The organism is uncultured Thiothrix sp. (genome assembly GCF_937876535.1).
Lineage (GTDB): Bacteria > Pseudomonadota > Gammaproteobacteria > Thiotrichales > Thiotrichaceae > Thiolinea.
Genome location: NZ_CALFHZ010000020.1, coordinates 12,279 through 34,596 on the forward strand (window position 1 = coordinate 12,279; position 22,318 = coordinate 34,596).

Consider the following 22,318-nt stretch of genomic DNA (forward strand, 5'->3'; position numbering starts at 1 on the left):
ATGATCATGCAATTTTTCAACCATGGGACAGGAAAATCAAAATCAGCAATAAATTATCTATTGCAAGACAATGACTCAAATGGAAAACCCAGAGATCCAAAGCCTGAAATATTCTTTGGAGACCCTGAACTAACTGGGTTATTGATAGATAACAACACAAAAAAATTTAAATACACTTCAGGGGTGATTGCATTCAGAGATGAAGAAAAGCCAACAGACGCCCAGCTAAGAAAAATCATCAAATCTATCTATGATACATTTGCACCAGGTCTAGGACTAAATAGATTGAATATGCTTGTTGTCAGGCACGAGGATAAAGGCAATACAGAACTACACCTTTTGATCCCCATGATTGACGCTAAGACAATGAAGCAGTTCAACATAGATCCACCAGGCAAACACGCAACTCAGTTAGTCAAAGATTTTTCAGCGTTATGGAATCACAAACTTGGCTATGCCCAAGTTTCTGAAGATCCTTTGAGAGCAGAATTCACGGCTTATGATAAAAAAGTTCCAGCGGGTAAAAGCTCAAAGACAATTAAGGAAAGAATCAGCATTGAAATTCCAAAGCTAATCAGAAAAGGAAAAATTAAAGACAGGGACGATTTAATTAAATTCTTTGAAGACAGAGGTTGCAAGATCACAAGAAAAGGCGTCGAATCAATTTCAATCAAATTTCCAAATCAACAGAAAGCAATAAAGCTTAAAGGTCCACTTTTCAGCAAAAGTTCCGACTACAAGGAACTTGTTCAACAAGCTGACAAAATATTGAAAAGCACCTTTTTAAATGATTTTCAAGTCAGCAACATAAGCAACAGACTTCAAGAGTCTGTGAATTACAGAAAGAATTTTATTGAAGGCCGATACAACAAACCCAAAAGAATACCTAAAGGCTCAAATGCTTATTCTGGAAAAATAAAAATTCCGTCTAAAAATATTCCAGAGGTTAAGCCGTCAACTTTCAAGCCTTCTAATGATTTCAGTTCAGAAAATATTTCAAAGAATATTGATGATAATTTTTTAACCAAGTTGAGAAATTCAAATAGCAAATCAAACGAATCGCAGAATGCGACAAACTCCCCTGCCGATAGGAAAAATAATTCTGGTGCAGTTCAAGGCATAGCCAAATCATTGACCAGCTTACAGGCACAGATTAATTCAGCACATGCAGATTTGGCTAATGCTCAAACCTTAGAAGAAAGAATCCAAGCTGAAACGAAATTGTTTAAATTAATGGCTCAAAGAAATAGATTATTGGCTGAACTTGAGCAAGCAAGAATTGCAGAACTAAACCAAGAGCAAGCACCAACAAGAAGACCCAAACCATAAAAAAACCGCCCGAAGGCGGTTTTTCTACATTCCAAGCACTCGCAGAACCTCACAGAAGCCCCATAGAGCTATTTTTTCGTGTTGGTTGATACCCAGGTAGCACCGAGCACAGAAAACGGCTTGTAGACCGTTTAAAGCGATCTTGTGAACTCTTAGCGCAGAACCTGAAACCAGTCAACTACCCTTGTTGAGTGGTTTTTCCACCACTTGCCACAGGTTCCAAGTCTGGTCAAGTCCCATGTTGCGGGGTTCAACAGTCAAACACTTTCAAACATTCAAACACACGGTTTTTTGTAAGTTGTTGTTTTTGCAAAGAAAAACAGATCTTACCGACTAGTACCACCAAAAACAACCACCTCCAAAAGTAGCTGTGTCTAGCGGAGTTGTAGGATTATTCATGTTGATTCTCCCGCACTTTTTGCAAAGCCACGGCATTCATACAATAACGTAAGCCGCTGGGTGCTGGGCCATCAGGAAATACATGCCCTAAATGCGCCTCACAGGTATTACATAAAGTTTCTACCCGAAACATCCCATAGGAACGATCTGCATGGTAGGCAATCGAATTTTCTTGCAGAGGTTGCGTAAATGAAGGCCAACCGGTACCGGAGTCAAATTTCTGGTTTGCATCAAATAATAAATTACCGCAGCAGACACAGGCATATAAGCCCGGTTCAAATAAACTACACATCTCCGAGCTAAACGGACGTTCAGTGCCGTGCTGACGAGTGACTTGATATTGTTCAGGACTAAGTTGCTCACGCCATTCTTGCTCGGTTTTTTGCACCACTCGATCCGGTGGTAGATTGCCTGTTTGACTGAGATGAAGAACTTGTTTCCAATCCAACATACCTGCTCTCCTATTAAAGCATTAATGCTAAAGGAGTTTGGCAGTTCACCAAGCTCGCTACAAATAGGCTGAATAAGTGTCAGGTCAGTATCAAAGTGAAGGCACTAACTTAAGTAAGTCTGAGGTCGTGATAATTTCAGCATATTCACCCGCTAGATTAGCCAAAGACATTGCATGTACCTCATCAGCACTGCGCAAAATGCCCTGATAATCTACTTTAGGAAAAGTGAAGCAGGCATCCGCGACGACATAAGTGATAAAGCCCAAATTACCTGCCGAGCGTGCACTCGCTTCCACTGAGTTATTGGTACTTACTCCAACAATGGCTAAGTGTCGTAGCTCGCGCACATGCAACCAACGCTCTATACCGGTATTAGAAAAAGCATCAGGACGATTCTTTTCAAACACCTGTTCTTGGGATAAGGGTTCAAATTCAGCTTGAAAAGCCGCACCCGCTTGCCCTGGGCGAAACACGGAAGTCGCTTCGCGCGATATATGCCGAAGATGAATAATTGGCCATTGTCTTTGTCGCCAAGCCGCTAACAAGCTCTGTATCTGGTTTTCAGCTTCAGGGTTATTACGTTCACTGATAGCAGCTTTACTCATGCATTGCTGCATATCAATCACCATCAAGGCCATGTGCTTCATGCCTGACCAGCCTCTGCTAAAATCATACGTGCGCCTTTTTCGCCAATCATCATACTTGGTGCAGATGTATTGCCACTAATTAATTTCGGCATAATCGAGGCATCCATGACACGCAGATTTTGCATACCCTTGACCTTGAGATCCCAAGGGTTGACCACTGCCAGTTCATCCACCCCCATTTTACATGTACCGACCGGGTGATAGACCGTACTCGCTGTTTGGCGTAAATAGGCAAGGATTTGTTCGTCGGTTTGGATTGCAGGAGTCGGCGCCATTTCTTCACCCCGTACTCCATCAAATTCGGGTGAGGCCAATACTTCACGGGCTTTTTTTACTGCTTCGACTAATAACTTCTGATCTTGTTCAGCTGAAAAGAAATTATGGTCAATGAGTACGTTTTTAAAGGTTCCGTCATTTGCTAGTTTGACGGTGCCTTTACTTTGTGGGCGCAATACGCAAGTAAATAATGAGTAACCATGCCCCAGCTCTAATTTACGCCCGCGATAGCTACGGAAAATAGGGGTGAAATGGAATTGCACATCGGGATCGGCCTCGGCGCTACCGATTGGAGCAGCTTCGGCGTATTTGGTCTTAGCAAAGCCACCGGCTTCTACATAGTTAGTGGTCCACCAACCCATACGTTGTAGATAATATTTAAAGGGAGCGGGTAGAATATTCGGCAAGAGGGTTGCCCAAGAAATCCCAATCGAAACAGGTTTAGGTGAGCGCACGGTCACCATGCTATCAATATGATCTTGTAAATTTTCTCCCACACCTGGCACATGCTGTTTGCATTCAATGCCTAAAGCTTGTAGTTCCGCTTGATGACCGATCCCAGAGGCTAACAAAATCCGTGGAGAGGCAATGGTTCCCGCACTTAGAATAACTTCACGAGTACATTGCAAACTACTGCGTACTCCATCACGTTCAATTTCTAAACCGGTCACCCGATCTTGCTCAATATGCAGCTTAAAAACTTCTGTGTGGGTGAGCACTGTTAAGTTTGGACGTTGCTGCACGGGTTCAACAAAAGCGGTATAACTACTAACACGCACGCCCTCATCTTGAGTGACATTGTATATGCCTAAACCCAACTGTGATTCGGCATTAAAATCTTCGTTTTTTGGCAGATGAGCTGCTTCTCCGGCTTTAACAAACGTACGTGCTAATTCATTAATATCCTGTGGTTTGACCACATTCAATTCACCTTTAAAGCCATGATATTCTGGACTTTGTCCAGCTAGGTTACACTCCAAATCTTTAAAAATCGGCAATACATCTTGATAAGACCAGCCTTCACAACCCAAAGCCGCCCAGCCGTCATAATCATTTTTATTCCCACGAATGTAGACCATGCTATTAATTGAGCTAGACCCGCCTAAGCCTTTGCCCCGATTGACCGTAATTACTCGATTATTCAAGTGTTTTTGTGGAACACCTTGAAAGGTATAGTCATATTTTTTATTTCCATACAGGCCAAAAATCCCCGCCGGAATTTTCACCCACGGACTTTTATCATCTCCACCGGCCTCAATTAAACACACACTCACTTTAGGATCAGCACTCAGGCGGTTAGCGACCACACAACCCGCTGAGCCAGCCCCCACAATCAGGTAATCAAAACGACTTGAATTCATACACTTATCCTTAAGTTATTCTTCTTAACGAGTTTGTAAACGAAAATGCAGGCTTTTCGGGCGGGTCAAGGCTTCATAACCGATGGAGGACAAAGTACAGCCACGTCCAGTATCCTTTACCCCTGTCCATGCCAAAGCAGGGTCGAGATAATCACAGCGATTCATAAACACCGTGCCCGTTTGTAGTTCAGCGGCAATACGCTCTGCGGCTTCCACATCCTCTGTCCAAATTGCAGCAGTGAGACCATAGGGCGAGTCATTCATTAAACGAATCGCTTCGGCATCATCTTTAACTTTCATAATTCCCACGACTGGCCCAAAACTCTCCTCCACCATCACTGACATCGAATGATCTACATTGGATAAAACCTGTGGGGCCATATAGGCCGAACCGGCTTGATCTAGCTCAAATTCAGAGGTATCCACATGTGCGACTGCACCTGCTGTAATCGCTTGATTAATCTGTTCGCGCACAAAATCTGCGGAAGCGGGTTTAATCATTGGCCCCAAATTGGTTTTCGGATCAAGCGGGTTGCCTAATTTATACTGGCTGCCCAATTTAGCGATGCCCGCTACCACTTCGTTATACACGCTTTCATGTGCGTAAATCCGCTCAATGCCACAACAGGATTGACCGGAATTAAAGAAAGCACCATCGGCTAGATTCTCAATCGCATGCTGCAAATTAGCATCAGCGCGTACATAAGCAGGGTCTTTCCCACCTAGTTCTAAACCAACAGGAATAAAGCGTCCACTGGCGGCAGCTTCCATTGCTTTGCCAGCTGCGACTGAACCGGTAAAACACACCATATCAGTTAAGCCATCCGCAATCACTTTCGCCGTTTGCATGTGATCCAAAACCAAATGCTGAAATACACCTGCAGGCAAACCGGCTGTAGCAAAAGCTTCTTGGAAACGCTCAGCCACGAGCAGTGTATTTGCAGCATGTTTGAGTACCGAGGTATTACCTGCCATTAGAGCGGGAATGACTGAGTTCACCGTGGTGAGAAAAGGATAGTTCCAAGGTGCAATGGTGAACACTACCCCTAAAGGCTCACGGAGAATGCGTCGCTCAAAACCTGCTGTCGGACTCGGTACGAGATCAGCTAAAGCAGTATTGGCAAGCTCGATCATATAGCGTGCACGCTCCTCAAAACCGCGTAGCTCACCCGCACCCACACTCACCGGCCGCCCCATTTGCCAAGCAAGTTCTTCAACGATACGTGTTTTCATCTTGAGCATGGCATCGACTGCAGCATGACAATAGTTAGCCCGCTCTTGAATACTTAAACGCCTCCAAGTTGACTGTGCTGCACGGCTCGCTGTAAAGCAGGCTTGAATCTGTTCAGACGTGGCAATAGGCCGTTCGGCATAAATACTGCCATCAATGGGCGAAATACATTGAATGGTTGCTTGAATGGTTTGCATGCTTAAGCCCTCTCAAATCCACGCCATAGTTCCCAGTTGGTAACGCGCCGATCATATTCAAACTGCTCCCAACGTCCGGTATGTAAGTAGTGGTCAATCACTGCATCACCCATTACTTGACGCAGTAAAGCAGAATTATCCAGTTTTTCTAAAGCAGCCCGTAAAGTCGTCGGGATTTCTCGAATATTGCTTGCCCCATAAGCATCACCACTGAATTCAGGTTCTAATTCCAATTGGTTTTCAATCCCATCTAAACCTGCAGCAATTTGTGCAGCAAGGGCTAAATAAGGATTGAGATCAGCACCACCGACGCGGCATTCAATCCGCACAGCTTTACTGCCTTCGCCGCATAAACGATAGCCAGCGGTACGATTATCTCGGCTCCAAATCGCTTTAGTCGGTGCAAAAGTTCCCGCTTGAAAGCGTTTATACGAGTTAATCCACGGAGCTAAAAAATAAGTGATTTCATCCGCATGTGCTAACAAACCCGCTAAATAATGGCGCATCAATTTCGACATGCCATAGGGGGCAGACTCATCGAAAAATAGTGGGGTTTTGCCATCCAAACTCCACAAAGATTGATGAATATGTGAAGAGCTACCAGCAGCGTTATAATCCCATTTCGCCATGAAAGTGACTGCTTTACCTTGGCTCCAAGCGATTTCCTTACAAGCATTTTTAACGATGGAATGGTAATCGGCAGTGGTGAGTGCATCCGCGTATTTGATATTAACTTCTTCTTGCCCCGCTGAGGCCTCACCTTTAGAACATTCCACCGGAATACCTGCTCCAAATAAGCCATTCCGAATGGCTCGAAGCACATCTTCCTCTTTGGTGGTTTGTAGAATGTGATAATCCTCGTTGTAAGCGCTCGCAAGTTTTAGATTACGGTAATCTGCTTGATGTACATCCGCATAAGTTTGATTGAAGAGGAAAAACTCTAATTCAGTGGCCATCATGGGCTGCATGCCTAGAGCTGCTAAACGAGCAATTTGTTTTTGTAGCACAGCCCGCGGGGAATGTGGCACAGGCTCACGGGTATGATGATCAAGCACGTCGCACAAGACTAATGCAGTACCTTCTAACCAAGGGAGTGGGCGCAGTGTAGTCAAATCCGGTTTCATCACATAATCGCCGTAGCCTGCCCGCCAACTAGTTGCCGCATAGCCATCAACCGTATGCATATCCATATCGGTGGCTAATAAATAATTGCAGGAATGTGTTTCTGCATAAGCACTATTTAGAAAAAAATCCGCATGAAAGCGTTTGCCCATTAAGCGACCTTGCATGTCCACTTGACAGACAAGCACGGTATCAATTTGGCCGGCCGCATAAGCTTGTTTAAGTTGCTCGAGTGTCATTTTAGCTGTCATGTGGTGTTCCTTAAACTTATTGTAAAGGGTGCTGTTCTGGGTTCAGCTAGTCTGCTTGAGATCAGGGGAGCTTAGCAAGAGGCAAACGGAGTTAGCCTTCATTAGCTTTCACTACTTCTTTGGCTTGTTCAATCATCTGCGGCATTTGCTCTTCTAAGCAGACCTTTTCTGCCTCTGGGGCTTGAGTTGCTTTAGCCAATAAGGATTGATCTAAAGCCTCACGTACCGTCGTATTGGGATTTTGTAGCAAAGGTGATAGGGTCATTTCGTTTAAACCGGTTGCTTGTTTTACCTGCTCAGTTTGCTCTTGTTGCTTGGTATCACCTTGCCAGAAAGCACGTTTAATACGAGTCACCGATAAAGTTTCTGGTGCAATTTTTAATAAATAATGCGCTGGATTGGCGTCATCACGACTTATAAAACCGTGATTGACGAGTTCTTGTAGCATTAAAGTCATGAGTGAACGTGGAATTGGCACGCGCTGACGTAATTCTTCAGAGTTTAAAGGTTCTTGGCCTTGCACATAACGTTGCCCAATTTCACGCAAAATCGCCGCTGCTGCTAATTCTTTAGCTTCAAGACTAGGGTGAGTGGGTTGGTCTGCATAATAAATCGCATCCGGATATTGGAAGTAATAAGCTAGCCGTGAGCCAGTTAAAACAATAATCCAGCCGATATACAGCCAAAGCATAAACAGGAATAAGCCAGCAAAAATAGAATAGATTGCGATTTGCTGACCAGAACTGACGACAAAGGAAGAAAATAGCCAACCAGCAGCTTGCCAGGTTACACCTGCAAAAATCGCGCCGACTAAAGCGGGTATAAAACGCACTTTGGTATAAGGCATATAGATATAGCAAACTGTAAACAAAACAATACTGACCGTGACCGGAATAAGTTTGAGTAGATAGGTAGTGGTCGTACTGAATAAATAATGGTTGCTAATCGCTTGAATAATCGGAATATGACTAAAAGCACTCCATAAGCCTAAGGCAGTGAAGAGCAAAATGGGGGCAAGCATGACAAGGCTTAAATAATCCCGAATTTGAATATCCAAAGGGCGGCCTTTTTGTACATGCCACAAATGATTGAAGGCTTGTTCAATTTGTTGCATTAAAGACCAAACGGTGTAGAGCAAAATTCCTAACCCAGCAATGCCGAGTACACCGACTTGAATATTATCCACGAAACTGAGCATTTGCTTGGTAACTTCTTCGGCTTGGCTGCCCAACGGAGCCATGAATTGGAGTAGGGCAGGTTCTAATTGATTATGTACCCCAAAGCCTTTCAAAACTGAGAAGCTGAGCGCTAAGGAGGGTGCTAAGGAAAGCAGAGTCGTATAGACCAAACCCATGGCTCTTAAAGTAATTTGGCCTTCTAGGAAATCATAAAAAAAAGCACGGGGTAAGGCTTTTAAAAAGCGTACGGGGTATTTCATTCGCTAAGACTCCCAAGAGCATACCGCGAGCACTGCTAGGCAATGCTCAGCAGGCTAAAGTGATTAGTCTAGCAAGTATAGCAGGCTAAGGGGTGGGGACTGGTATCAAGCGTACACGTTGTGCTGGGAAACAGGCGACGAAGCGTGTGCAGCCCGGTTCACTCGTTATATTTAGATAGCCACCATGATTGAGCATTACATGTTTCACAATCGCTAAGCCCAAACCGGTGCCGCCTTTATCGCGGGCGCGACCCCGATCAACTCGATAAAATCGCTCGGTTAGATGCCCAATATGTTGGGCAGGAATCCCTGGGCCATTATCTTCAACGCTTAAGCAGGCTTGGCCATTGGTATTTAATTGCCAATTAATTTGAATATGGGTATCGGCTGGTGTATGCCGAATGGCATTATCAGTCAGATTGGTAATCACACTGAGTAAATCAGGTTCATGGCCGAGTAAATGTAGTTCTCTATTTAGGTTTAAGCTTAGGGTATGCGAGTCTGCGGCTAAGGTATCGCTTAAGGACACGGCAATATCGTCTAATAGTTCAGGCACATCAATATCCGTTTCAATCATGCGCCGCTGCTCATCGTTTTCTAATTTAGATAAAGACAGCATGTCACTAATAATACGTTGCATCCGATCCGCTTGTGCGCGCGCTTGTTGTACCGCAGGCATTAAATGCTCAGGTAATTCCGCATCATCTTCAAACAGCTCTAAATAGCCAGCCAATACCGTTAAAGGGGTGCGTAATTCATGTGAAGCATTCGCAAAGAAAGCTTTACGTGTTTGTTGTAAATGCACGCCTTGGCTAATATCGCGTACATTAAATAGATATAGGTTTTTTTGTACAGGTACCAAATGTGCCTGCAGAATCATATTGCTATCAATCGGCGAGTTAAGACGAATTTCCTTATCAGTATCGCCATTACGTAGCAAGGTATTTAATTCTGAGGAGCGAATCAGGTTATCTAAGCGATTTCCCCAGTCAGTTTGAGTTTGAATCCCTAACAGGCGAGTTGCAGCCGGATTAGACCATTGAATAATGAAATCCTGATTAATCAAGATCGTTGCATCTGGCAGTGCCGCCATGACATTATTTAAGCGATCAAGCGTTTCTTTTTGTTTCTTTTTGCGCGACCGGCTTTTTTGTTTACTGCGATGAATCAGGTAAGTAATTTGCTCCCAAGCACCGTCACTATCCGGCATGGATTCGGCAGGTTGGCCTTTTACCAGCCAGTTTTGTAGTTGGCGTAGTTTGAACAGCACCCAGCCAATATAGCCGAAGCTTACAACTAGAAAGCTTGCCAACCAATAACCAGTGGCATAGCCGACGATTAAGCCCAAAATTACGCTGGCTATTAGGCGGCGGATTTCCACCTGCCAATAGTCATAGGCCATTCAGTGCTTCCTCAGCAAAGCGATAGCCCGCGCCGCGTACCGTATGAATGCAGTTGTCAGCTTCTTGTAGTTTTAGAGCTTTGCGTAAACGCAAGATATGCACATCCACCGTCCGTTCTTCAATGTAAGTATTTTGCCCCCAGATAAAATCTAAGAGTTGTGCGCGTGAATAGACACGCCCCGGATGCTTCATGAAAAATTCGAGGAGTTTATATTCAGTAATACCCAAATGAATGGCCTGTCCATTAACCGTAAGCTGATGGGCATCTAAGTCCAAATTAATCGGTCCAACGGTGAGCACTTTGCGCGCACTAAAACCCTCTGAACGGCGTAACAACGCTTTAATGCGGGCAGTTAAGGTTTTTAAAGAAACCGGTTTAGAGAGATAGTCATCAGCACCCACCTCCAGTCCTTGAATCATATCCTCTTCTTCGGAGCGCGCTGTCAACATCACAATCGGAATATCGCGAGTCACTTCATCTTTACGAAACCGCCGAATCAGCTCTGGCCCAGAAATATCTGGGAGCATCCAATCAATTAGCATTAAGTCAGGGGTTTGGTTGGCAACCAATTCACGCGCTACATAGGCGTTTTCGGCTTCCATCACCGTATAGCCTTCGCGCTCTAAGCTAAAGCGGATCATTTGTCGAATAGCAGCTTCATCTTCGACACAGAGAATCTGTTTTTTCATCACCTTCTACCTTTGATGGCTCGGAGTCATGCTAGCATGACAAATATTTCAAATTGATTACAAATCTACAGATAATATGACATTGGGATGATCTTTCGATGACAAATTTACTGCTTTGGCTTTGGCTTTGGCTTGGGTGAGGGGAGCTGTCAAAAGATATTCATGCTGCTGTCATGAACTTGTCATAGCCTGCTTTTAGACTACATCTGACCTCGAAAATGTCACAACTTGAACGAAAGCAAATAACAACCGAAGTTATGAGTTTAACAATAACGGTTTATAAGTCTCGAACAGTCAATCCTCACCGGGCTTCGTGCCCGGTTATTTCTTTTCGACTGAGCTTAGAATGATAAGGCTCAAGTTCAGCTTGTATTATGTAGGGGCAGTTTTGTTTAGAGTGTTGAGCGTGTCCGTCGCACCGCATCCAACCAGCCGTTATATTTCTGCTCGCGCATTCTCTCATCCATATTCGGCTCAAAGCGTTTATCCAATGCCCAGTCTTTGGCAAATTGCTCAGGGCTAGGGCAGACACCTTGCTGCAAGCCTGCTAAATACGCTGCCCCTGTTGCAGTCGATTCTAAGACTTTGGGACGATCCACATAGCTATCTAAAATATCCGCTAAAAACTGCATCGCCCATTCTGAGGAGGTCATGCCGCCATCAACACGCAGTACGGTTTTGGTTTCTTTTAAGCCAGCACTATCGGCTTTCATAGCTTGTAGGAGGTCGCGAGTTTGGTAGCCAATACTCTCTAAAGTGGCTTTGGAGATTTCAGCAGGGCCAGTATTGCGGGTTAAACCATATAATGCGCCACGCGCATCCGGGTCCCAGTAGGGGGCACCTAAACCGACAAAGGCAGGAACTAGATACACGGTTTGATTAGGATCGGCTGCTTCGGCTAGCGCTTGGGTATCGCTGGCTTTTTGGATGATTTTTAGGCCATCGCGTAGCCATTGTACTGCAGCACCTGCGATAAAAATCGAGCCTTCTAAAGCATAGGTGCGTTGCCCATTCAATTGATAAGCAATGGTGGTGAGTAGATTATTATTGGAATTGACCGCGTGCGTGCCAGTATTCAAGAGCGCAAAACAGCCTGTCCCATAGGTCGATTTCATCATGCCGGCTTGGAAGCAAGCTTGGCCAATCACAGCCGCATGTTGATCGCCCGCCACCCCCGAAATCGGAATCGCTACCCCCAAAATGGAAGCATCGGTACTACCAAAATCAGCAGCACAATCTTTTACTTCGGGCAATAAACTGTCGGGAATATCCAAGAGTTTGAGTAACTCTTGATCCCATTGTCCGGTATGAATATTAAACAGCAGCGTGCGGCTGGCATTGGTGGCATCGGTAGCATGGACTTGGCCAGCAGTCAAATGCCAAATCAGCCACGTATCCACCGTACCCATGCGCAATTGTCCGGCTTCCGCTTTGGCGCGTGCGCCGTCGACATTGTTTAAAATCCAGCGTATTTCTGTACCGCTAAAGTATGGATCGGCGCGTAAGCCGGTTTTTTGTTGAATTAAGGCTTCACTGCCATTGTCCTTTAGTTCTTGGCAGTAGTCCGCTGTGCGCCGGTCTTGCCAGACAATCGCATTGTAAATTGCTTTGCCAGTATCTTTATCCCACACCACTACCGTTTCGCGTTGGTTGGTAATGCCAATTGCAGCAATATCCTTAGCGCTTAAGTTTGATTTAGCCAGCGCTGCTTTAAGGGTGCTCAGGGTTGTATTGAGTAGGTCTTCTGGATCATGTTCAACCCAGCCAGAATGGGGAAAGTGTTGCGGGAATTCTTGTTGGGCGCTGGCGATGACTTGTAATGTTTCATCAAACACAATACTGCGCGTGGAGGTTGTGCCTTGATCAATTGCAATTAAGTACGCCATAGCTGGATTCCTATTGAGGGTAGAAGAACCCCTCCCCAACCCTCCCCTTATCAAGGGAGGGAGTCAAGCGCCGCCCCTGACAAGGGGAGGTTGGGAGGGGTTAAGGCTTAAATCAGCTCTTAGTCCACGATTTTACCAACTCATCATAGTTGATAGTTTCAGGTTTGGGTTTCTCATTGTCTAACTTAGGTTTAGGTGCGCCAGGGGCATCTAACCACTCTTTCGGGTCTTTAGGCTCATTCATCTTTGGCCCTAACTCGCCTTGTACACCACTCTTTTCAATCCGCTCCATCACCTTTTCTTGCGCTTCACATAGGGCATCCAAAGCTTGTTGCGGGGTCTTTTCACCAGAGGAGGCATCACCGATATTTTGCCACCAAAGTTGCGCTAACTTTGGATAATCAGGCACGTTTGTACCTGTGGGCGACCAACGTACTCGCGCTGGAGAACGATAGAACTCCACTAAACCTCCCAATTTTGGCGCACGCTCCGTAAAGCTCTTGTCATTGATGGTGGACTCACGAATGAAAGTTAAACCCACATGCGATTTCTTCACATCCACCGTTTTGGAAGTGACGAATTGCGCATAGAGCCAAGCGGCTTTCGCCCGATCAGTTGGCGTCGATTTCATCAAGGTCCAAGAACCAGCATCTTGATAACCAACCTTCATGCCTTCTTCCCAATACGCGCCGTGCGGAGAAGGAGCCATCCGCCATTTTGGTGTACCGTCCTTATTCATCACTGGCAAACCTTCTTTGACCATGTCTGCAGTGAAGGCGGTATACCAGAACATTTGTTGCGCGATTTCACCTTGGGCAGGGACAGGACCCGCTTCCGAGAACACCATACCCGCAGCGGCTGGAGGCGCATATTTTTTCAACCAATCCACATATTTAGTAATCGCATACACCGCCGATGGGTCATTGGTTGCCCCACCGCGTGCCATACAAGAACCGACGGGCTGGGATTTTTCATTGACCCGAATACCCCATTCATCAACGGGTAAACCATTTGGTTCACCCTTATCACCCATGCCTGCCATCGACATCCACGCATCGGTAAAACGCCAGCCTAAAGAGGGGTCTTTTTTACCGTAATCCATGTGACCATAGACTTTTTTGCCGTCAATTTCGCGACCCGTGAAGAATTCGGCAATATCTTCATAAGCAGACCAGTTGACTGGCACGCCTAGGTCATAGCCATATTTCGCTTTGAAATCGGCTTTATTCTTTTCGTCGTTGAACCAGTCATAGCGGAACCAATATAGGTTGGCGAATTGCTGATCGGGTAATTGATAGAGTTTTTTATCGGGGCCAGTAGTGAAGCTTAAACCAATGAAGTCCTTTAAATCCAAGGTAGGGCTGGTTACATCTTTGCCATCACCAGCCATCCAATCGGTCAAGTTGCGCACTTGCTGATAGCGCCAGTGCGTACCGATCAAATCCGAGTCATTGACGAAAGCATCATAAATATTTTTGCCGGATTGCATTTGGGTTTGGAGTTTTTCAACCACGTCGCCTTCGCCAATGAGGTCGTGAGTGACTTTAATGCCGGTAATGTCGGTAAACGCTTTGGCTAAGGTCTTGGATTCATATTCGTGGGTGGTAATCGTTTCAGAGACTACATTGATTTCCATGCCTTTGAAGGGTTCAGCGGCTTTAATAAACCACTCCATTTCTTTTAATTGGTCTTCTTTGGATAAAGACGAAGGCTGGAATTCACTGTCAATCCATTTTTTGGCGGCTTCCACATCGGCGAAAGCAAATTGCCCATAGGTGAATAACACCGCAGCCGTAACCGCAAATGTTAGGCGTTTGAGTTTCATAGAAAATCTCCTCCTAATTTACAAACCTTATACCCAGCGAAACACCGCAAAGGCATAAACGACACACACCAGTACTGCCCACCATAAGGGTGGCCCAACTGCAGCTAACCAGCCTAGGCATATAAACGCACTGCCTAAGAGTGAAATGAATAGCCGATCTCCTGGCGTGGTTTCGATGTGTAAAATCCCAACTCGTGGTGCTTGCGGCGACTTTACACTCCAAATTCCCATCCCAATCAAGGTCAAGACAATAAGGCTAAAGAACAAAGCCGTTTGCCACGTCCAAGCCATCCAACTCAAATCCATCTTGACCTCCTTTAAACCCGACCCAAGGCGAAACCCTTGGCGATATAATTACGCACGAACCAAATCACCAAAGCCCCTGGAATAATCGTCAATACCCCTGCTGCGGCTAAGACTCCCCAATCCATTCCCGACGCTGAAACAGTGCGTGTCATGGTGGCAGCGATGGGCTTGGCGGCGACTGAGGTTAGGGTACGTGCGAGCAAGAGTTCCACCCACGAAAACATAAAGCAGAAGAATGCAGTGACCCCGATACCGGAAGCAATTAAGGGCATAAAAATCCGTGTGAAAAAGCGCCCAAAACTGTAGCCATCAATATAAGCAGTTTCGTCAATTTCTTTCGGCACGCCGGACATAAAGCCTTCCAAAATCCATACCGCCAAGGGCACATTAAATAAGCAATGCGCGAGTGCTACCCCAATATGTGTGTCGAATAAGTTAACCGAGCTATACAGTTGGAAAAAGGGCAGGGCAAACACCGCAGGCGGTGCCATGCGATTGGTTAACAGCCAAAAGAATAAGTGAGTGTCGCCCAAAAAACGGTAGCGCGAAAAGGCATACGCGGCAGGTAAGGCCACGGTAATCGAAATCACCGTATTCATCACCACATAAGTGATCGAATTAATATAACCACCATACCAGCTTGGATCAGTAAAAATGGTTTTGTAATTGGCTAAAGTGAAGTTCTGCGGCCATAAACTAAAAGTCGATAAAATCTCTTCATTGGTTTTTAAACTCATATTGAGTAACCAATAAATCGGTAGCATCAGAAAAATTAAATAGACCGTCATTACTACGCCTTGGCGAGTAATGCGTGAGCGCTTTGGTGTAATTGTTGGATTATTATTCAAAGTGACTGTCGTATTCATCGCTTATTGCCCCTGTTTATCAAGGTTGGTCATCACGGTATAGAATACCCAGCTCAATAACAGAATAATCAGGAAGTAAACCAGCGAGAAGGCAGCCGCAGGGCCTAAATCAAATTGCCCAATTGCCATTTTCACTAAGTCAATCGATAAGAAGGTGGTTGCATTTCCGGGGCCGCCACCTGTTACTACAAATGGTTCGGTATAAATCATAAAGCTATCCATAAAGCGCAAGAGCACTGCGATTAATAAGACCCCACGCATTTTTGGCAATTGGATATAACGGAAAATCGCCCATTTACTTGCACCATCAATCCGTGCGGCTTGATAATAAGCTTGCGGAATGGATTGCAAACCAGCATAACAGAGCAAAGCCACCAGTGAAGTCCAATGCCAAACATCCATAATCACTACAGTAAACCACGCATCACCAATATCGCGGGTATAGTTATAATCAATCCCCAGTTTCGCTGCCGTTGCTCCCAATAAACCAATATCGACCCGTCCGAAGATTTGCCAAATAGTACCCACCACATTCCACGGAATTAATAAGGGCAGCGACATTAATACTAAGCAAATTGAAATCGCCCAACCTTTAGTTGGCATATTCATCGCAATAAAAATTCCCAGTGGAATTTCAATCAATAAAATAATCCCACTGAATAAAAACTGTCGACCTAAAGCCGCATGAAAACGCTCAGAATTGACAATTTCTTCAAACCATTGCAAACCTGCCCAGAAGAATTGATTATTGCCAAAGGTATCTTGAACTGAGTAATTCACTACCGTCATTAAAGGAATAACGGCACTGAAGGCGACTAAGAGTACAACAGGTAATACCATCCACCATGCTTTATTATTCCATGTTTTATTCATGCTGCCGCCTCCTGTTTGAGCCGCCAGCCATTGGCGTAAAGATGGATGTAATTTGGGTCAAGCGTTAAGTATTTATAATCCGTCGATACTGACTGATCTTCTGGCACCACGACATTAATTTCTTTGCCTTGATAATCGGCGCGCGCGATTTTATGCCGCCCAATATCTTCAATACGGCGAATTGTGACAGGTAAACTATGCGCTGATTCGGTGGTGCTTAATTGGGTAAATTCGGGACGAATACCTAATTCAAGTTTGTCACTGTTTTTTGGTGCATAGCGGGTATTTAAGGGAATACTTCTACCATTTAGTTGCGCGGTATTGCCATCGACTTGTACTGGCAATAAATTCATCCCTGGACTGCCAATGAAATAGCCGACAAAGGTATGCTCAGGCTGTTCAAATAACTGCTGCGGTGTACCCATTTGCACTACATAACCGTCATACATCACCACCACTTGATCCGCGAAAGTGAGTGCTTCCGTTTGATCGTGGGTCACGTAAATCATGGTGCGATTCAGGCGCTGATGCAGGGCTTTAAGCTGCATGCGTAATAGCCATTTCAAATGTGGATCGATGACGGTGAGCGGTTCATCAAATAGAATCGCCGCCACATCTTGACGTACTAAACCACGTCCTAAAGAAATTTTTTGCTTGGCATCAGCAGTTAAGCCTTGAGCTTTTTTCTTTAAGTCGCCCGTGAGTTCCAGCATATCGGCGATTTCAGTGACACGCGCTTTAATCGTCGCTTCGTCTTGTTTGCGATTGCGTAGCGGAAAGGCCAGATTGTCATACACACTCATGGTGTCGTAGACCACCGGAAACTGGAATACCTGCGCGATTTGGCGCTGTTCGGTGGGTAAATGCGTCACGTCCTTGCCATCAAACAGCACTTGGCCTTGGCTGGGTGTGAGCAAGCCAGAAATGATATTTAACAGCGTCGATTTGCCGCAGCCCGAAGAGCCGAGTAGTGCATAGGCCTTGCCATCTTCCCAGACTTGGTCGATTTCTTTTAGGGCATAATCTTCTGGCTTTTGCGGATTCGGGAGGTAGCTATGTGCCAGTTTCTTCAAGTAAATTTCTGCCATAGTGTCTCCTTAAGCAGCCTGTGCCAATGCTGACGTGCTCACCAAAGCACCATTCGCGCCAAACACATAAGTATGTTTAGGCTCCACATACATGGTGAGAACGGTATCGGGCGCTGGCTCATTAATCCCCGACAATAGGGCTACCCAACGCTGTTCGCCGTGTTTCACATGCACGAAACTTTCCGAACCACTGATTTCTACTACGGTGACCGTGACTTGGAAGCTCAGAGCCTCAGGGCTCGTGCGTTCTAGGCTCAAATGATTGGGGCGAAAACCGAGGCTATAGGTCTGATTCGGCAAATTCGCCAATACACCCGTAGCAGGTGAAGTTTGCCCATCATCGAATTTCAATTGTTCGCCTTGCTTAGTGAATTGCAAGAAATTCATCGGCGGATCAGAGAATACACGCGCCGTAGTCATCGTATTCGGCTTACGATACACCGCTAAAGTCGGGGCAAATTGGGTAATGTGGCCTTCCCACAAAGTTGCGGTATTGCCACCTAATAACAAAGCTTCAGTGGGTTCAGTCGTCGCGTACACAAACACTGCACCAGAGGCAGTAAAAATACGCGGTAATTCTTCGCGTAATTCTTCACGCAGTTTGTAATCGAGATTAGCGAGTGGCTCATCGAGTAAGACTAAATCAGCATCTTTTACCAAAGCGCGCGCTAAAGCACAGCGTTGTTGTTGGCCGCCAGATAATTCGAGGGGTTTACGTTTGAGCATGGGCGTGAGTTTGAGTAAATCAGCCGCTTCTTGGACGCGCTTATCAATGTCTTTTTTGCTGAGACCACGAATGCGTAACGGCGAGGCAATATTCTCGTATACGCTCATCGCGGGATAATTAATGAATTGCTGGTAGACCATGGCGATATTGCGCTTTTGCACCGGCTGACCCGTGACATCTTGGTCTTTCCAACGCACTCGTCCGGTGCTAGGCACATCTAAACCAGCCATGAGGCGCATCAGGCTAGTTTTGCCGGACAGGGTAGGGCCAAGTAAAACATTCAAACTGCCTGCTTCTAGGTGCAAATCAGTGGGATAAATAAAGGTATCCCGCCCGACCACCTTAGAAACTTGCTCCAGTGTCAAACTCATGAATTGTTACCCTCCTCCTGCATTAAGTTAGCGGGTTATTGCAACCACGCTGCAAATGCCTCGCGCTGTTCCGGCGTCATATGCAAACCCAGTTTAGTTCGCCGCCAAAGTATCGAATCTGCGTCCGTTGCCCATTCGGTGCTACGTAAAAAATTGACTTCGCGCTCTGTTAAAGTAGCACCAAATGCCCGTCCAAGATCGGTCAAATTTTTAGCATCACCCAATAATTCCCAAGCACGCTTACCATAACGGCTGATTAAGCTATTTGCCCAAGCGCCATCAACAAAGGAATAATCGTGCTGCAATTGCTGGACTAATTTAGGGCGATCCGCTAAGTCAAACTGACCACCGGGTAAGGCTGCCTCTTTTGTCCAAGCCGCTTTAGCATTCGGCATCCACGCTGCTAGGCGGCTCAAAGCATCCTCTGCTAAGCAGCGGTAAGTTGTGATTTTACCGCCGAAGACATTGAGTAAAGGTGCTTGACCGTTTTCATCTTCTACGCGTAACACATATTCACGTGTGGCGGCTTGGGCTTTGCTGGCGCCATCATCATAGAGCGGGCGCACACCCGCATAAGTCCAAACTACGGACTCACGCTTGATGGGATTCTTGAAATAAAGGCTAGCCGAATCACACAGATATTGCGTTTCTTCTTCGGTGATTTGAATGCGCTCTAAGCCACTTTTATGATCCGCATCTGTGGTGCCCAACAGAGTAAAAGCTTGCTCATACGGAATGGCAAACATAATGCGCCCATCCGTATTCTGGAAAAAATACGCCCGATCATGCTCATAAAGCTTGGGCACAATAATATGACTGCCACGTACTAGACGAACATTATGTTGGTCAGCCGCTAAAGTCTTGGTTTCATGCAATAAATGATCGATCCAAGGGCCAGTGGCATTCACTAGTATACGCGCTTGAATAGTTTCGTTTTGTTTCGTTTTAGTATTTTCTAGCTGAATTTGCCAGAGATCATTTTGACGTTGAGCGCCTATGCAGCGAGTTTGTACCCGAATATCCGCGCCACGCTTGGCTGCATCCAAGGCATTCAAAACTACTAAACGCGCATCATCGACCCAGCAGTCCGAATATTCGAAAGCCACTTCAAAACCCTCTTTAATGGGGTCGCCCAGTTTGGAGTTGTTATGTAGCTTGAAGGTTTGAGTGGCAGGCAAGAGTTTGCGCCCACCAATATGGTCATAAAGAAATAAACCTAAGCGCACCAGCCACGCAGGGCGGACTGCTTTATTATTTGGCAACACGAAACGTAAAGGCCAAATAATGTGGGGTGCGTTTTTTAATAACACTTCGCGTTCTGAAAGCGCTTCGCGTACTAAACGAAACTCATAATATTCCAGATAACGCAGGCCGCCATGAATTAACTTGGTGCTTGCGGAGGATGTACCTTGGGCTAAATCACCTTGTTCTGCGAGTAGAACCTTCAAACCGCGACCCACCGCGTCACGGGCGATACCACAACCATTAATACCGCCGCCAATGACGACCATATCATAAGTTTCAGTGGATGATGAATTTAGCATCGATACTATCCTGTGGTTGCTTTATAGTGCGATGGTTAGTTCCTGAAGTATCAATAGATATTTTCGTTTTTGCAAGCTTTGTTTTCGTTATTTAGCTATATTTTATGCATTCAGGCTCGCAAAGGAGAAAGCCATGCAACAGTCATTACGTCAACAACAAATTATGGCTCTAGCGCGCAGTGCTGAACGTGTCTTGGTCGACGAGTTGGTTGCCACTTTTGAAGTCACTCCCCAAACTATTCGTAAAGACTTGAATGAATTATGTGAGGCTGGCTTGTTGGCGCGGGTACATGGTGGGGCGTTACTGCCTTCAGGGGTGAGTAATGTTGGCTACGAACAACGGCGTAATATGGCTTCCGAGGAAAAGCGCTTAATTGGCCAATTGTGCGCGACACAGATTCCAAATAATAGCTCGCTGTTTATTAATATTGGTACTACCACAGAAGCGGTCGCGCAAGCTTTGCTTGGCCATCAGAATCTGATGATTATTACCAATAATCTAAATGTAGCGAATATCTTGATTCAAAATTCAAGCTTTGAGGTGATCATTGCCGGTGGTGTAGTGCGGCATACTGACCGTGGGGTGATTGGTGAGGCAACCGCTGATTTCGTAAAACAGTTTAAATTAGATTATGCTGTTATTGGTGCTTCCGCTTTGGATGAAGAGGGGGCATTGTTGGACTTTGATTATCGAGAAGTGCGAGTGACGCAAGCGATTTTAAGTAATGCGCGAGAACGGTTTTTGGTCACTGATAAGAGTAAGCTAGAACGCACTGCCCCAGTGCGTGTAGGGCATGTGTCGCAATTAACTGGTTTATTTATAGATAGTTTAGTACGCCCTAAGCTGGCACAAGTTTGTGCTCAGCATGGTGTGCAAGTGTATAAACTTAGTTAGTAATCGACGGCTACTTTTAAATTGGACTGTAAACGTGCTAATTGTGCAGATGGTGTTTGAGGTGAATCAATTAAATGCGCAATGATTCCACGTGCTTCAGCACGACGACCGCTTCTTAAAGCACACAAAGAAACAATATCTAAGAAGCGCCAGCTGTAAATCTCATGAATCACAAAAAGAATATCCTTAGTGGGTTCAACTTTGGGTGCCAGTTTAGATAGTTGATAAGCAAGTTCATAAAGCTCCTGTTCGAAGCAGAGTAGAATCGCTTCGTATAAAGCCTCAAGGCGACTGGGTCGATAATGAAAAGCCTTTAAGTAGGATTCAATAATGTGCGCTTTGTCATAGTTGAGTAACTTATAACAACGTGCAATGCTAAAAAGTGAGTAGTAGACCTCTTCTTCCCAGCCCCCCATTGCTGCTCGTTTTTTGAAGTTTTCAAGAGCTTGCTGATACTGATCAGCATCTAAATAACTACGTGCTAGATAAAAGCGATAGCGACTATTGTCTGGCTCTTCTTTTAAACCTTCTTCAAGGATTTCAGCGTCTCGGATATATTTATCAGGATTTTGATTGCGAGCACCCTCACGAGTGGAGCTGATATAGCAATTCGCAGCTTGGTACTCAACAGGACAAGATTCATCAGTATATAAGCCTTCATGCAAGACACCACGCCATTCGGCAGCTACTTGTGAGCGTAATAGTTTGATATTGGAGTATACCAGCGTATTGTGCTGCATACTTAACCGGTAAACATCTTCCGTCAAGCCGTGAAAGCCTAAATCATCCCGCCAAACGATATAATCATCTGCATCCATAAATAAAATATAATCAGCTTTGTGTTTCGCGGCCTCTAAAGCCAGATTACGGTTATACGCGAAGTTTTTCCAAGCATGCTCATGCAACTCACCGGGGATTTGTACTTGTTGAAAATACTCACGAATAAAATCTTGAGTACCATCCGTAGATCCTGTATCACTAATAACCCAATAATCGATGTGCTCCCTTAGACTATCAAAACAACGCTGAATCACATGTCGTTCGTTTTTAACGATCATATTCAAGCAGATAGTTGGTTTATTTTTAGATGCAAGCGTTTGATTAGACATTGGTATATAGCTTTTGAATGAATATAACTGCA

19 protein-coding genes are annotated in these 22,318 nt (G+C 45.2%); 2 read left to right on the top strand and 17 right to left on the bottom strand.

Features of this window, described 5'->3' with window-relative positions:
- Positions 1 to 1,329 (top strand): relaxase/mobilization nuclease domain-containing protein, encoded by a 1,329-nt coding sequence (locus Q0230_RS12165; protein WP_298610354.1) that lies wholly within the window; start codon positions 1 to 3, stop codon positions 1,327 to 1,329.
- 391 nt (positions 1,330 to 1,720) lie between these two features.
- Here Q0230_RS12165 and msrB read toward each other — a convergent pair whose 3' ends face one another.
- From msrB to glpD, 16 genes are all read right to left on the bottom strand, one after another.
- Positions 1,721 to 2,179, bottom strand: coding sequence for a peptide-methionine (R)-S-oxide reductase MsrB (gene msrB, locus Q0230_RS12170; protein ID WP_298610355.1), 459 nt, complete (start codon positions 2,177 to 2,179; stop codon positions 1,721 to 1,723).
- A gap of 90 nt (positions 2,180 to 2,269) precedes the next feature.
- Complete coding sequence (locus Q0230_RS12175; protein ID WP_298610357.1) at positions 2,270 to 2,827, bottom strand: cysteine hydrolase family protein; 558 nt, start codon at positions 2,825 to 2,827, stop codon at positions 2,270 to 2,272.
- Positions 2,824 to 4,464, bottom strand: coding sequence for a GMC family oxidoreductase (locus Q0230_RS12180; protein WP_298610359.1), 1,641 nt, complete (start codon positions 4,462 to 4,464; stop codon positions 2,824 to 2,826). Before Q0230_RS12180 ends, Q0230_RS12175 begins: the two co-directional genes overlap by 4 nt.
- Positions 4,465 to 4,488: 24 nt before the next feature.
- Complete coding sequence (locus tag Q0230_RS12185) at positions 4,489 to 5,892, bottom strand: aldehyde dehydrogenase family protein (protein ID WP_298610360.1); 1,404 nt, start codon at positions 5,890 to 5,892, stop codon at positions 4,489 to 4,491.
- 2 nt (positions 5,893 to 5,894) lie between these two features.
- Positions 5,895 to 7,265, bottom strand: a complete 1,371-nt coding sequence (locus Q0230_RS12190; RefSeq protein ID WP_298610362.1) for a glutamine synthetase family protein — start codon at positions 7,263 to 7,265, stop codon at positions 5,895 to 5,897.
- A 91-nt stretch (positions 7,266 to 7,356) separates the two neighbouring features.
- On the bottom strand, positions 7,357 to 8,703 hold the full coding sequence (locus Q0230_RS12195) for a YihY/virulence factor BrkB family protein (protein WP_298610364.1): 1,347 nt from the start codon (positions 8,701 to 8,703) through the stop codon (positions 7,357 to 7,359).
- An 85-nt stretch (positions 8,704 to 8,788) separates the two neighbouring features.
- Entirely contained in the window at positions 8,789 to 10,105 is a 1,317-nt protein-coding gene (gene phoR / locus Q0230_RS12200) for a phosphate regulon sensor histidine kinase PhoR (protein ID WP_298610366.1), read from the bottom strand.
- Complete coding sequence (gene phoB / locus Q0230_RS12205; protein WP_298610368.1) at positions 10,095 to 10,799, bottom strand: phosphate regulon transcriptional regulator PhoB; 705 nt, start codon at positions 10,797 to 10,799, stop codon at positions 10,095 to 10,097. Before phoB ends, phoR begins: the two co-directional genes overlap by 11 nt.
- Before the next feature lie 389 nt (positions 10,800 to 11,188).
- Positions 11,189 to 12,682 (bottom strand): glycerol kinase GlpK, encoded by a 1,494-nt coding sequence (gene glpK / locus Q0230_RS12210; RefSeq protein WP_298610370.1) that lies wholly within the window; start codon positions 12,680 to 12,682, stop codon positions 11,189 to 11,191.
- Positions 12,683 to 12,794: 112 nt separating this feature from the next.
- Positions 12,795 to 14,507 carry an ABC transporter substrate-binding protein gene (locus Q0230_RS12215; protein WP_298610372.1) on the bottom strand — a complete coding sequence of 571 codons (1,713 nt, stop codon included), beginning with the start codon at positions 14,505 to 14,507 and terminating at the stop codon, positions 12,795 to 12,797.
- A gap of 27 nt (positions 14,508 to 14,534) precedes the next feature.
- Positions 14,535 to 14,813 (bottom strand): DUF2160 domain-containing protein, encoded by a 279-nt coding sequence (locus Q0230_RS12220; RefSeq protein ID WP_298610374.1) that lies wholly within the window; start codon positions 14,811 to 14,813, stop codon positions 14,535 to 14,537.
- An 11-nt stretch (positions 14,814 to 14,824) separates the two neighbouring features.
- Positions 14,825 to 15,601 carry a carbohydrate ABC transporter permease gene (locus tag Q0230_RS12225; RefSeq protein ID WP_298610854.1) on the bottom strand — a complete coding sequence of 259 codons (777 nt, stop codon included), beginning with the start codon at positions 15,599 to 15,601 and terminating at the stop codon, positions 14,825 to 14,827.
- Positions 15,602 to 15,682: 81 nt separating this feature from the next.
- Complete coding sequence (locus Q0230_RS12230) at positions 15,683 to 16,552, bottom strand: carbohydrate ABC transporter permease (protein WP_298610375.1); 870 nt, start codon at positions 16,550 to 16,552, stop codon at positions 15,683 to 15,685.
- Positions 16,549 to 17,640: an ABC transporter ATP-binding protein gene (locus Q0230_RS12235; protein ID WP_298610376.1), complete on the bottom strand. Its 1,092-nt coding sequence runs from the start codon at positions 17,638 to 17,640 to the stop codon at positions 16,549 to 16,551. Before Q0230_RS12235 ends, Q0230_RS12230 begins: the two co-directional genes overlap by 4 nt.
- Before the next feature lie 9 nt (positions 17,641 to 17,649).
- Positions 17,650 to 18,738, bottom strand: coding sequence for an ABC transporter ATP-binding protein (locus Q0230_RS12240; protein WP_298610377.1), 1,089 nt, complete (start codon positions 18,736 to 18,738; stop codon positions 17,650 to 17,652).
- A gap of 35 nt (positions 18,739 to 18,773) precedes the next feature.
- Entirely contained in the window at positions 18,774 to 20,282 is a 1,509-nt protein-coding gene (gene glpD / locus Q0230_RS12245) for a glycerol-3-phosphate dehydrogenase (RefSeq protein ID WP_298610378.1), read from the bottom strand.
- A gap of 133 nt (positions 20,283 to 20,415) precedes the next feature.
- On the opposite strand from glpD, the gene Q0230_RS12250 reads away from it, so the two are divergent.
- Positions 20,416 to 21,177: a DeoR/GlpR family DNA-binding transcription regulator gene (locus tag Q0230_RS12250; RefSeq protein ID WP_298610379.1), complete on the top strand. Its 762-nt coding sequence runs from the start codon at positions 20,416 to 20,418 to the stop codon at positions 21,175 to 21,177.
- On the opposite strand, the gene Q0230_RS12255 is transcribed toward Q0230_RS12250, so the two are convergent.
- Positions 21,174 to 22,286 (bottom strand): glycosyltransferase family 2 protein, encoded by a 1,113-nt coding sequence (locus Q0230_RS12255; protein ID WP_298610380.1) that lies wholly within the window; start codon positions 22,284 to 22,286, stop codon positions 21,174 to 21,176. The two genes, Q0230_RS12250 and Q0230_RS12255, sit on opposite strands and share 4 nt — an antisense overlap.
- Positions 22,287 to 22,318: the final 32 nt, after the last annotated feature.

What these genes read in the sequence shown, in the direction of transcription:
- Q0230_RS12165 (WP_298610354.1), top strand. Translation starts at nt 1, where the DNA reads ATGATCATGCAATTTTTCAACCATGGGACAGGAAAATCAAAATCAGCA.
- msrB (WP_298610355.1), bottom strand. Translation starts at nt 2,179, where the DNA reads ATGTTGGATTGGAAACAAGTTCTTCATCTCAGTCAAACAGGCAATCTA.
- Q0230_RS12175 (WP_298610357.1), bottom strand. Translation starts at nt 2,827, where the DNA reads ATGAAGCACATGGCCTTGATGGTGATTGATATGCAGCAATGCATGAGT.
- Q0230_RS12180 (WP_298610359.1), bottom strand. Translation starts at nt 4,464, where the DNA reads ATGAATTCAAGTCGTTTTGATTACCTGATTGTGGGGGCTGGCTCAGCG.
- Q0230_RS12185 (WP_298610360.1), bottom strand. Translation starts at nt 5,892, where the DNA reads ATGCAAACCATTCAAGCAACCATTCAATGTATTTCGCCCATTGATGGC.
- Q0230_RS12190 (WP_298610362.1), bottom strand. Translation starts at nt 7,265, where the DNA reads ATGACAGCTAAAATGACACTCGAGCAACTTAAACAAGCTTATGCGGCC.
- Q0230_RS12195 (WP_298610364.1), bottom strand. Translation starts at nt 8,703, where the DNA reads ATGAAATACCCCGTACGCTTTTTAAAAGCCTTACCCCGTGCTTTTTTT.
- phoR (WP_298610366.1), bottom strand. Translation starts at nt 10,105, where the DNA reads ATGGCCTATGACTATTGGCAGGTGGAAATCCGCCGCCTAATAGCCAGC.
- glpK (WP_298610370.1), bottom strand. Translation starts at nt 12,682, where the DNA reads ATGGCGTACTTAATTGCAATTGATCAAGGCACAACCTCCACGCGCAGT.
- Q0230_RS12215 (WP_298610372.1), bottom strand. Translation starts at nt 14,507, where the DNA reads ATGAAACTCAAACGCCTAACATTTGCGGTTACGGCTGCGGTGTTATTC.
- Q0230_RS12220 (WP_298610374.1), bottom strand. Translation starts at nt 14,813, where the DNA reads ATGGATTTGAGTTGGATGGCTTGGACGTGGCAAACGGCTTTGTTCTTT.
- Q0230_RS12225 (WP_298610854.1), bottom strand. Translation starts at nt 15,601, where the DNA reads ATGACGGTCTATTTAATTTTTCTGATGCTACCGATTTATTGGTTACTC.
- Q0230_RS12230 (WP_298610375.1), bottom strand. Translation starts at nt 16,552, where the DNA reads ATGAATAAAACATGGAATAATAAAGCATGGTGGATGGTATTACCTGTT.
- Q0230_RS12235 (WP_298610376.1), bottom strand. Translation starts at nt 17,640, where the DNA reads ATGGCAGAAATTTACTTGAAGAAACTGGCACATAGCTACCTCCCGAAT.
- Q0230_RS12240 (WP_298610377.1), bottom strand. Translation starts at nt 18,738, where the DNA reads ATGAGTTTGACACTGGAGCAAGTTTCTAAGGTGGTCGGGCGGGATACC.
- glpD (WP_298610378.1), bottom strand. Translation starts at nt 20,282, where the DNA reads ATGCTAAATTCATCATCCACTGAAACTTATGATATGGTCGTCATTGGC.
- Q0230_RS12250 (WP_298610379.1), top strand. Translation starts at nt 20,416, where the DNA reads ATGCAACAGTCATTACGTCAACAACAAATTATGGCTCTAGCGCGCAGT.
- Q0230_RS12255 (WP_298610380.1), bottom strand. Translation starts at nt 22,286, where the DNA reads ATGTCTAATCAAACGCTTGCATCTAAAAATAAACCAACTATCTGCTTG.